The following is a 10,729-nucleotide window of genomic DNA, read 5'->3' on the forward strand; positions in this document are numbered from 1 at the left end:
CCGCGCCGGCCGGCCGTGGTACCACCATGGACAGCGGCTTTGTCACCGTCAAGGACGGTTCGCAGATCTTCTACAAGGACTGGGGTCCGCGCGACGGCCAGGTGATCTGGTTCCACCACGGCTGGCCGTTGACCGCCGACGACTGGGATGCGCAGATGATGTTCTTCCTGCAAAACGGCTACCGCGTGATCGCCCATGACCGTCGCGGCCATGGCCGTTCCACCCAGACCGACAAGGGCAACGACATGGACACCTACAGCGCGGATACCGCCGAGCTGGTCGCGGCGCTGAAAGTGAAAAAAGCCATCCACGTCGGCCACTCCACCGGCGGCGGCGAAGTCGCCCGCTACACGCGCCAGCACGGCAAGGGCCTGGTCACCAAGGCAGTTCTGATCAGCTCGGTGCCTCCGATCATGGTCAAGTCCGCCACCAACCCGGACGGCGTGCCGCTGTCGGTGTTCGACGATATCCGCAAGGGTACCGCCTTCAACCGTCCGCAGTTCTACATGGACCTGACGCTGCCGTTCTACGGCTTCAACCGTCCCGGCGCAAAAGTGTCGGAAGCGGTGCGCAACAACTGGTGGCGCCAGGGCATGATGGGCGGCGTCAAAGCGGCCTACGATTGCGTGTTCCAGTTCGCCCAGGTGGACTTTACCGAAGACCTGCGCGCGATGGACATGCCGGTGCTGGTACTGCACGGTGAAGACGACCAGATCGTACCGTTTGCCAACAGCGGCGCCAAGTCGGTCAAGCTGGTCAAGAACGGCAAGCTGATTTCGTATCCGGGCTTCCCGCACGGCATGCCAACCACGCATGCCGACGTGATCAACGCCGACCTGCTGAAGTTCTTCAAGTCGTAATTACCTGCCCGACGTTGGCGGTGCGCCGTAGTGGTCGGGGGCGCCGTCGGCGAGGATGTCGATGCGGTCCAGGATGAAGCCCGGGTCCAGCGCCATCACCTCGATACGGTGCGCACCTGCGGCCAATTGTGGCCGCGTGACGGTGCGCACCGCCGTATTGCTCAGCACATTCTGTTTCCATTCATCGCTGCGTCCAAACGTGCGGAAGTCCAGCACTTCCCAGGCGCCGTCGTCGATGCGCACGCCGATGCGCAGGCCGTTGGCGGACGTCAACCGATGCACGGGCACCGCCACCAGCCTGATCTTCGCGCCACCGGCACTTTTGTGTTCGAAGCGGTAGACCAGCGGGACCGTTGCGGCAGCGTCCACTGTCGTGGCAGACGCCAACTCGAGCCGGCTGCGCAAGGCGTCACCGTTGCTGCCCAGTCCCGGCACCACTTCCCACGATGCATTCTCGCCGGCCGCTGCGGCCGCCAGCGATATCACCGCCACTTTGCTGGCCGGTATGGCGATCGCCTTGACTGGCTCCGGATAATCCGGAAACACCGGTGCCTGGAACACCGGCAGCCGGCGCGGCGCCAGGTCCATCATGTGGTTCCACTTGCCGCCGGCCAGCGCATTGTAGTGCGCGGTGTCGGCCACCAAGGCCGCGTGTGCGGCCTTGGCTTGCTCCACCTGCTGCCGGGCGCCGGTCTGGCTCTGGCGCGCCATCGCAGCGGCGAGCTCGAGCTTGAGAATACGCGCGTTCAAATTGGCGCTGGCGCGCACCGGGTACAGCACCAGTTCGAAGTACGCGTCCTGGCGGTCGGCTGGCAGCGCGGCGCCCAGCTGTTCGGTTTGCTTGACGAGGGCGTCGTAGCGGGCCAGGCGGCGGCGGGCTTCGTCGCCGCCGGTGCGCAGGTAGGCGTTGACGCCGTTGGGCGTGGTTGGTTCGGTCTGGCCAAAACCCATGAATTCGGGCCGGCGTTCCCAGGCCAGGTCGTAATATTCGCGCTTGAGTGCGGCCAGGGCCTCGGCATGGTTGGCGCCAAATTGCGCCGCCAACCAGGCGCGCAGGTGCTGGTCCGGAGTCTGGGCGATCTGCGTGTGGTCGAAGGCGATGTCGAGGAAATACTGGGTCAGGTATTCGAGCGGCTTGATGTCGCCGACATTGGCGATCCACATGGTGCGCGCGCCGGTCTGCCAGGCGCGGTCGAGCTGTTCGCGCACCAGCGCCGGGCGGGTGCTGCCCAGCCACAGGTAGTCGTGCGGGCGGCCCCAGTACGACAGGTGGTAATAGATGCCGGCGCCGCCTGCGCGCGTGCGCTCCTGCGCCGTGCTCAGCTGCGCCAGGTAGCCGTAGTTGTCGTCGGGCCAGACGATGGTGGCGTTGCCAGGTACCTGCAGGCCGGCCTGGTACAGGTCCAGCACTTCCTTGTACAGCGTGAGCGCCTGCGGGATTTCGCCCACCGGCTTGCCGGTGGACCTGGCCAGCATCCGGCGTTGCAGTCCTATCACTTCGGCCACGGCGTCGCGCGCCTGTTCGGTGGACCTGGCGCCTTCCATCGGCGAATCGTGCACGCCGCGCACGCCCAGGCTGTAGATGTTTTCGTCGTCCTTCACTTCATCGACGCGGCGTTGCCAGTAAGCGAGCATGCGGTCGCGGTTGGTGAAGTAATTGAACTCGCCGTCTTGCTGCTGGCGCCACTCGCGCACATTGTTGCGCATCATCGGTTCCGCGTGCGAGGTGCCGACCACGATGGCGTAGTCGCGCGCCGTTTGCGGGTTGCCGGCGATCTGGTAAAACGGCTTGGTGCTGTCGTGCATGGCCGGCCAGATGGTGTTGGCTTTCAGGCGCCACAGCAGTTCGTAGATGCGGGCGTAGGCGGCCGGGCCGATATCCTGCGCTTGCTTGTCGTAGGTCTTGGCGGCCCACGGTTGCAGGCCCCAGTCCTCGTCGTTGAGGAAGATGCCGCGGTATTTGACCGATGGCGGCTTCGAGAGCACAGTGCGGTCATCGACCGTGATGTTCGCTTGCCGGCGTGGCGCCACATCGGCCCACCATTCCCAGCTCGAGACGCCGAGTTCGCGCGTGAGATCGACCACGCCCCAGGTGGCGCCGCGCGCGTCCGAGCCGGCGATCAGCAGGTAGGTGGTGGCGCCGGCTGGCACCACCGCGCGCCGGTAGCGTTCCCACTGGCCGGGTAACTCGCCGAGCGACAGCTGGGCAGCGGCTGCAACCGAGGCCACCTGCGGCGCATCGTGGCGGCCCAGGACGATGCACACAGGGCCGCAGTCGGCCAGGCTGGTGGTAACCTTCGGCGCCATGCCGCTGACCGCTTGCAGGTCGCGGGCCAGCAGGCGGGCGGCGAGGGCGGCGGTGGCGTTATCTTCGTGGACCACGGTGGCGACCTGCTTGCCGTCGTACAGCGTGATTGCGCTGGCAGGCAGGGCGGCCAGCAGCGCCAGGGGCCAGGCCAGGTGCCCGAAGCGCAGCGTCATGTCAGCGACCCCGTTCCTTGTGCTGCGATCATGGTAGGAGTGCTCATGCGGTTCCTGCAAGGTCAATGGCGATGGCAGATAGTACAAGAAGCGAAATTGCCGTTCGTATGTTTTACCGAAGTGCTCAGTTGAATGATTAAATAGACCCGCGTCGGAATTTTCTGCGCAATATCCTTAATGCAATTTAGTTGCGTTCCATGTAGAATGCAAGTCTGTTGCGTTTAATCCCTGGAGCATTCATGTCTGTAGTTCGTCCTTCGCGGCTGGCGGTTTGCCTGGCTGCCGCCTATCCTTGGTTTGCCGTCGCGGCCCCTGCTGCCGATGCCACCGAAGTCACCGAGGTGGTCAACGTGGTGGCCGCGCGCCAGCCGTATCGGAGCCTGTCGGCCACCGGCGCCACCAAGACCGAGACCGACCTGAAAGACTTGCCGCAATCGGCCCGCGTGCTCACCGCCGACATGCTGGGCGACGCCGGCGTCACCCGCCTGGCCGATGCGCTCGACATGGGCAGTAGCATCGCCCGCCAGAACAACTTCGGCGGCGTGTGGGACAGCTACTCGGTGCGCGGCTTCACGGGCGACCCCAACTACGGCTCCGACTTCCTGGTCAACGGCTTCAGCTCCAGCCGTGGTTACAATGGCCTGCGCGATATCGCCAACGTGGGCAGTATCGAAATCCTCAAGGGCCCGGCCGCCGCGCTGTATGGCCGTGGTGAACCCGGCGGCATCATCAATATCGCCACCAAGAAGCCGCTGTTCCAGCCGGCCTACATGCTCGAGCAATCGGTCGGCAGCCATGATACTTACCGCACGGCGGTGGACCTGACCGGCCCGCTGAGCGAGAACGTGGCGTATCGCCTGAACGGCTCGTACGAAAAAGGCGACAGCTTCCGCGATTTCGTCACCAGCGAGCGCCATTTGCTGTCGCCGTCGGTGATCTGGCGACTTTCCGACGCCACTACGCTGTCGTACGAGCTCGAGCAAGTCGAGCAGAAGGGCAATTTCGACCGTGGCGTGGTGGCCGTGAAAGGCGTGCTGGGGCTGATACCGAATTCGCGTTTCCTCGGCGACCCGGCCGATGGTCCCACCACCATCAAGTCCACCGGCCACCAGGTGTTTGTGCAGCACGACTTCCAGGAAGGCTGGTCGCTGCAAAGCGGCCTGTCGTACCGCAGCAGCCAGATGAAAGGTTTTTCCAGCGAGGCCTCGGTATTGCAATCGGACGGCCGTACCCTGTGGCGCCAGCGCCGTTTCCGCGATTTTTCCGGTCAGGACTGGTCCGGCCGCGTGGAACTGCTGGGCAAACTCAGTACCGGTGCGGTGCGCCACAACGTGCTGTTCGGTGTCGATGGCTACCGTTTCGTCGACGACCGCCTGCAACTGCGACGTAATCCGAGCGCGGCGGCGCCGTACAGCATCGACATATTCAACCCGGTGTATGGCGGCCCGCAACCGACCAACCTGGCGCGCTCGCTCGATACCCGCGAGCAGCAGTGGTCCACCGGCATGTACGTGCAGGACCAGATCGATTTGAATGCGCAGTGGAAGGCACTGCTAGGCGTCCGCCGCGACGCCTATCGCCAGCGCATCACGAACGCGCTGCTGGCCGGCCGCGTCAATGAACAGCGCATCGAAGCGACCAGCCCGCGCGCCGGCCTGGTGTACCAGCCAACCAGGCAGGTGTCGCTGTACGTATCGGCCGCCAAGTCGTTCCGTCCCAACAGCGGCATCAGCATTTCCAATGAGTCATTCCCGGCCGAGAGCAGCCGCGCCTACGAGGCCGGTGTCAAGTTCGACACGCCTGACGGAAAGCTCAGCAGCACCCTGGCCGTGTACTCGATCAAGAAGGAAAACGTGTTGACCGTCAACCCGGCCGATACCAATTTCTCGCTCGCCGCCGGTGAAGTGGGCAGCAAGGGCGTGGAACTGGACGTGGCGGGCGAGGTCGCGCGCAAGTTGCAGCTGTCGTTCTCATACGCCTACACCGACGCCAAGATCTTGCGCGACAACGTGCTGGCGGTCGGCGGCACGGTGGCCAATGTGCCCAAGCAAAGCGCCAACCTGCTGCTGGTGCGCGAATTGAACGTGCTGGGCAAGCGCGCCTCGTTCGGTGGCGGGTTCAACTACGTGGGCGAGCGCAACGGCGACGTCGCGATCAGCCGCAGTTTCACCCTGCCGGCGTACACCACGGCCAAGCTGGTGTCGTCCTTCGACGCCACGCGCCAGCTGCGCCTCTCGCTCGACATCGACAACCTGTTCAACAAGGTCTACTATCCGAGCGCCTACCAGCAAACCTGGGTGGCGCCCGGCGACGAGCGCCGCGTGACCTTGAAAGCGCAATATAAATTTTAACGGGTGGTGATGAAGGTTTTTCCTGCGCTGGCAGGTCACCGATCCGATGGACGCGGCGCAGACCGAGCCGGCGCTGTTCTTCAGCCGCTCTGCCGCGCATTTTTGCGCGTTCCTGTTCGTGTTCTTACCGCCCTGTCGGCGTGACTGTCTGCCCCCCCTTCGGGGTCAGTGCCCACCTTCGGGGTCAGTGCCGACATTTAGACACGAACCGATCACTACAACGACCAATACCGTGCGGTTAAGTTCAATAATGTCCGAATGTCGGCACTGACCCTAATGCCGTTAAGTTAAGCTGAAGTTTTAATTTTTTTAGCATCGAAACGTCGTCCCCGCGCAGGCGGGGACCCAATTTGGCGGGCATTTCGACGAATTTCGTAGAACTTGGGTACCCGCCTTCGCGGGTACGACGGGTACGCTGAGCTTAACTTAGCGGCATTAGGCACTGACCCCGAAGCTCGGAGCTTACGTTCGATACCGCTTGACGAAGGACATAGGGACACCCCTCGGCAGGGCCGCGCTCTGCCACCGGCTTGCTGCTCAAGCGTGGCCGGTTCCTGGTCGTGTCCGAAGTGCTGGTGGTGAGCGTGGCCTGGGCCGGCGTGTTTCCACTACGGCGAAACACTGGACTGGACCCCGGGCGAGACGGCGCTGCGCACCGTGATGTCGTTCCTCAACCTGGCCAAGCACCCGCCATCGCTGGTGTTCCTGCTGCTGACCCTGGGTGTGGGCCTGGTGGTGCTGGGCTGGCCTGGCCGTGCAAGGCGTTCGGTGCGTTCGAGCGTCGCACCAGCATGGCGTGGGTCAGATATCTGTGATGTCGGGCTGAATCCACACCGGTTCGATACGGCTAAGTAATTGTGCATCATCCAACGTTGAGATAACGTCAATTACACCACTTGATCGTCACGCGGTTTAACATTTGAGAACAGGCCATGACCGCCGATGACAAGCAATACCTGCTCGACAGCCTCGATGGTATCGACGGACTGACCGATTTCAATGTCGTCGATGTTCTCACCAGCCCCGAGGCAGTCGCAGCCTACATCAACGATGTGATTTCAGCCGGTAACGCCGACCTGATGAAGCAAGCGATCAAGAACGTCCTGCAAGCGAAGGGCGTTGCCAAGATTGCCGAGCAATCGGGCCTCACCCGCGAGGGCGTCTATAAAGCCCTGCGGCCCGCGAGCAAACCGCAATGGGACACCATACGCAGCCTGCTCGCGGGCCTCGGTCTCGAAGTGCGCGTGGTCGCCATCGGTGCAGAGGGCACAGGCCAGGCCCTGGCCGCCTGATAGCCGAGCGCAGTCTGACAAGCGGCCGCCAGATCGCTCCGGCGGCCGCCTGCTGTTTTGCACGATGAGCTGGTTCAGGCGCGGGTAACCGGCGTCTTGAACTCGAAGCGCTTGATCTCGCCCACCATGAACACGTAGCACAGGATGGCCACGGCGGCGTTGGCGCCGACGAACACCAGGGCGCCGGCGAACGAGCCGGTCGCTTCCAGAATGTAGCCGATCACGATCGGCGTCGTGATGCCGGCGGTGTTGCCGAAGCTGTTGAACAGTGCGCCGCTCAGGCCGCCTGCTTCTTTCGGCGACGTGTCTGCCACCACCGCCCAGCCCAGCGCGCCGATGCCCTTGCCGAAGAAGGCCAGCGCCATCACGGTCACGATCAGCCAGTCCGCATCGACGTAGTTACAGATAATCATGGTCATGGCCAGCAGCATGCCGCCAACGATGGGGATCTTGCGCGCCTTCGACTGGGAATAGCCGCGCTTGATCAGGCGATCGGAGATCACGCCGCCGAGGACGCCGCCGAGGAAACCAGCCAGCGCCGGCAGCGCCGCCACGAAGCCTACCTTCAGGATTGTCATATGACGTTCCTTGACCAGGTAGATCGGGAACCATGTCAGGAAGAAATAGGTCAGCGTGTTGATGCTGTACTGCGCGATGTACACGCCCAGCAGCATGCGGCTGCCCAGCAGCTGGCGGATGGCCGACCAGGTATCGATCTTGGCGCTGGGAGCGTTCTTGTCCTTGGTCTCCAGGTCGACCAGCGCGCCGCCGGCGGAAATATAGTCGAGTTCGGCCTTGTTGATGTTCGGATGGTCTTTCGGACCATACACCAGCTTGAGCCAGAAGAACGACATCACCACGCCCAGTCCGCCCATCACGTAGAACACGCTTTCCCAGCCGTGCGCGTGGACCAGCCAGCCCATCAGCGGGCCGAACAACACCGTGGCGAAATACTGCGCCGAGTTGAAGATGGCGGCGGCCGTGCCGCGTTCAGCAGTCGGGAACCACGACGAGGCCAGGCGGCTGTTGCCGGGGAAGGAGGGGGCTTCGGCCGCGCCAATCGCCAAGCGCAGGCAGAACAGCGTGGTGAGCGCGGCGGCGCCGGTCAGGAAGCCCACGGTGCCCATCAGCATGGTGAACACGGACCACAGGAAAATACTGAAGAAATAGACGATCTTGGTGCCGAAGCGGTCGAGCATCCAGCCGCCGGGCAACTGCGCCACCACGTACGACCACGAGAAGGCCGAGAACACATAACCCATTTGCACCGGCGTCAAGCCGAGCACACGCGTAAGTTCGGGCCCGGCGATGCCGATGGTGGAGCGGTCGGCGTAATTGATGGTGGTAATGGCGAACAGGATGGCCAATATCAGCCAGCGTACCCGCGTTGCTTTTTGTTGCTGCGTTGCCATGCGTGGATCTCCTTCTTATCGATATGCGAAGGATCATAGCGCACATATCAGACATCATACAACTGGATATGTAAAATAGTCATACCTGTTATATTAATTTGTCTGAAGACTTACTTAAACCTTACGAATCAAGAGGTTAAACGTTTTACCTGCGCTATCTAGGTTGTACGATAACGTAAGAACATGGCGTGGAGGGGGGCGCTACGGAAGGAGCCGGTCGTCGCCCTGCGACGGCCGGCCAGGGAAAACTTAGTGGCCGGCGTGGGCGGCGGCGTTCAACGGTTTGACGATGGCGTCGACCTTGACGGTGGTGCGCACCTTGGCGGCGTCTTCCACTTCCAGCACCAGCGGCACCTTGTCACCGTCCTTGAGCTGCTGCTTGAGCTGGAATAGCATCAGGTGGTAGCCGCCCGGCGTCAGCGCTACCGGCTTGCCGGCTGGCAGCTCCAGCGCCGGCACCTGGCGCATGCGCATGACGTCGTCCACCATTTTCATTTCGTGCACTTCCACCGCCCCGGCCACCGGCGAGCTGACCGCCACCAGGCGGCTGCCCTTGGCGGAGGTCAAGGTCATGAACGCGCCGGTGACTTTTTGCGCGGCCACGGTGCCGCGCACCCACGGCTGATCGACGGTCACTTGCGACCAGGCGGGGGCAGCGGCCAGGATGGTGGCGCCCAACATCAGGGAAATCATGGTTTTCATTGGAACAGTCCTTGTAAGAATTCGGAGAAGCCGGATTTTTTCGGGTTGATCAGTTGGCGCAGGTCGTCGGCGCACTGCCGGGCGGTCTGGTCGTGCTTGAGGCCGAGGCGGATCTTGCCGTTGGCGTCGAACACATAGGTAATCGCCGTGTGGTCCATGGTGTACGACTCGCCGCTCGGCACTTTTCGATACATGATCTTGAAGTCCTTCGCTGTCTTGGCAGTTTGCTCGGCGGTGCCGCGCACGGCGATGAAGGTCGGGTCGAACGCCGCCATGTAGTCGCGCAGCAGCGGGCCGGTGTCGCGCTCGGGGTCGATGGTGGCAAACACGATTTGCACTTTGTTGCCGTCGGCGCCCAGCAGACGCTTGATTTCCACCGCTCGCGACAGGGCGGTCGGGCACACGTCCGGGCACTGGGTAAAGCCGAAGAACAGCAGCACCAGCTTGCCGCGAAAATCGCGCAGCGTGGCCGGCTTGCCGTCCGGGTAGGACAGCAGGTAATCGGGGCCGATGGCGGCGCCGGCGAGGTCGATCGCGGTGTATCCGCGCGCGTGGGCCGCCAGCGTAAATCCGGCCAGCGGCATTGCCGCCGCAGCCGAGAGGAAGGAACGTCGTCGCATAAAACTCCTGTAGTGTCTGGATGGCGCCGGTGCTGGCACCGGCGCAAGGGCAGGCGTCAGGCGAGCGAGGGCGGGGCGCGCGGCCGGGCGTCGGGCCAGCTGCGATGCGGCGTAGGCGCCGTGTAGCCGGCTGCCGGGCCGGGCGCGGTGGCGGTGAGGGCCGTGCGCAAGGTAAACGGCGCCGGCGGCGGCGCAGCGGCCAGGCTGGCGCACAGCGCGCAGTGTTTCAGGTGGTGGCCGGCAGTTGGCCCTGGTGGCTGGTGCTGGCTGGCGGGGCTGCTGTAGACAGTGCCGCGGGCGCTGCAGATCTCGGCGCCGATGGCGTCCAGGCCCGGCGCCACCGTTGCCTGGCCCAGTGCTGGCCACAGCAGATTGAGCATGATCGAAAAACAGAGGATCACGCTGATGTGGCGACGCTGGGAAAGAAACGGGTGCATCGCACGATTATAAGGTAAAAGAGCCAGGTAAAAAAAAGCCGCCACCGCTGGCGCGGAGGCGGCTTTGGCCGGAGCGATGCTGCTTACTTCAAGGCCAGGCGCGACTGGCTATGGACTGGTGCTCTGGCCGCACCGCCATCGCTGCCGAGGTTGAAGATGCGCACCACTTCCACCAGGTCGTGCGCCTGGTCCTGCAGCGCGGCGGCGGCGGCGGCCGCTTGCTCCACCAGCGCAGCGTTTTGCTGGGTCACTTCGTCCATTTGATGGATGGCGTCGTGCACCTGGCCGATGCCGGTGCGCTGCTCGTCGCTGGCGCTGCTGATCTCGGCCATGATGTCGGTCACGCGGCGCACGCTCTCCACCACTTCCTGGATGGTGCTGCCCGCCTCGGCCACCTGGCGGCTGCCGATGTCCACCTTGCTGACCGAATCGTCGATCAATTCCTTGATTTCCTTCGCTGCCGTGGCCGAGCGCTGCGCCAGGTTGCGCACTTCGGTGGCGACCACCGCGAAACCACGGCCCTGTTCGCCGGCTCGGGCCGCTTCCACTGCCGCGTTCAGCGCCAGGATATCCC

General features: G+C 63.7%; 9 protein-coding genes. 3 read left to right on the forward strand and 6 right to left on the reverse strand.

The window, feature by feature from the left end:
* Window positions 1-26: 26 nt before the first annotated feature.
* Window positions 27-860, forward strand: a complete 834-nt coding sequence (locus DUPY_RS02175) for an alpha/beta fold hydrolase (protein ID WP_070246068.1) — start codon at window positions 27-29, stop codon at window positions 858-860.
* Here the strand turns inward: DUPY_RS02175 and DUPY_RS02180 are convergent, their stop codons facing one another.
* On the reverse strand, window positions 861-3,341 hold the full coding sequence (locus DUPY_RS02180; protein WP_070246061.1) for a glycosyl hydrolase 115 family protein: 2,481 nt from the start codon (window positions 3,339-3,341) through the stop codon (window positions 861-863). It lies immediately after the preceding gene.
* Between the two features lie 239 nt (window positions 3,342-3,580).
* Here DUPY_RS02180 and DUPY_RS02185 point away from each other — a divergent pair, with 239 nt between their 5' ends.
* Together DUPY_RS02185 and DUPY_RS02195 are read left to right on the forward strand one after the other, a co-directional pair.
* Complete coding sequence (locus tag DUPY_RS02185) at window positions 3,581-5,692, forward strand: TonB-dependent siderophore receptor (protein WP_070246062.1); 2,112 nt, start codon at window positions 3,581-3,583, stop codon at window positions 5,690-5,692.
* Window positions 5,693-6,624: 932 nt separating this feature from the next.
* Window positions 6,625-6,984: an addiction module antidote protein gene (locus DUPY_RS02195; protein ID WP_084640502.1), complete on the forward strand. Its 360-nt coding sequence runs from the start codon at window positions 6,625-6,627 to the stop codon at window positions 6,982-6,984.
* 74 nt (window positions 6,985-7,058) lie between these two features.
* Here the strand turns inward: DUPY_RS02195 and DUPY_RS02200 are convergent, their stop codons facing one another.
* The 5 genes from DUPY_RS02200 to DUPY_RS02220 all read right to left on the reverse strand — a co-directional run.
* Entirely contained in the window at window positions 7,059-8,396 is a 1,338-nt protein-coding gene (locus DUPY_RS02200; protein ID WP_070246064.1) for an MFS transporter, read from the reverse strand.
* A 249-nt stretch (window positions 8,397-8,645) separates the two neighbouring features.
* A complete protein-coding gene (locus DUPY_RS02205; RefSeq protein ID WP_070246065.1) occupies window positions 8,646-9,098 on the reverse strand; it encodes a copper chaperone PCu(A)C in 453 nt (150 codons plus the stop codon).
* Entirely contained in the window at window positions 9,095-9,718 is a 624-nt protein-coding gene (locus DUPY_RS02210; RefSeq protein WP_070246066.1) for an SCO family protein, read from the reverse strand. Before DUPY_RS02210 ends, DUPY_RS02205 begins: the two co-directional genes overlap by 4 nt.
* A 56-nt stretch (window positions 9,719-9,774) precedes the next feature.
* On the reverse strand, window positions 9,775-10,155 hold the full coding sequence (locus DUPY_RS02215) for a DUF2946 family protein (RefSeq protein ID WP_070246067.1): 381 nt from the start codon (window positions 10,153-10,155) through the stop codon (window positions 9,775-9,777).
* Window positions 10,156-10,238: 83 nt separating this feature from the next.
* Window positions 10,239-10,729: methyl-accepting chemotaxis protein (locus DUPY_RS02220; protein WP_229255212.1), on the reverse strand; the 491-nt coding region annotated here is incomplete at its 5' end.

The sequence above is a fragment of the Duganella phyllosphaerae genome (genome assembly GCF_001758785.1).
Classification (GTDB): domain Bacteria; phylum Pseudomonadota; class Gammaproteobacteria; order Burkholderiales; family Burkholderiaceae_D; genus Rugamonas; species Rugamonas phyllosphaerae.

Excerpts from the sequence above, each read along its gene's own strand:
- DUPY_RS02175 (WP_070246068.1), top strand. The coding sequence starts at position 27 with ATGGACAGCGGCTTTGTCACCGTCAAGGACGGTTCGCAGATCTTCTAC.
- DUPY_RS02215 (WP_070246067.1), bottom strand. The coding sequence starts at position 10,155 with ATGCACCCGTTTCTTTCCCAGCGTCGCCACATCAGCGTGATCCTCTGT.
- DUPY_RS02195 (WP_084640502.1), top strand. The coding sequence starts at position 6,625 with ATGACCGCCGATGACAAGCAATACCTGCTCGACAGCCTCGATGGTATC.
- DUPY_RS02180 (WP_070246061.1), bottom strand. The coding sequence starts at position 3,341 with ATGACGCTGCGCTTCGGGCACCTGGCCTGGCCCCTGGCGCTGCTGGCC.
- DUPY_RS02210 (WP_070246066.1), bottom strand. The coding sequence starts at position 9,718 with ATGCGACGACGTTCCTTCCTCTCGGCTGCGGCGGCAATGCCGCTGGCC.
- DUPY_RS02205 (WP_070246065.1), bottom strand. The coding sequence starts at position 9,098 with ATGAAAACCATGATTTCCCTGATGTTGGGCGCCACCATCCTGGCCGCT.
- DUPY_RS02200 (WP_070246064.1), bottom strand. The coding sequence starts at position 8,396 with ATGGCAACGCAGCAACAAAAAGCAACGCGGGTACGCTGGCTGATATTG.
- DUPY_RS02185 (WP_070246062.1), top strand. The coding sequence starts at position 3,581 with ATGTCTGTAGTTCGTCCTTCGCGGCTGGCGGTTTGCCTGGCTGCCGCC.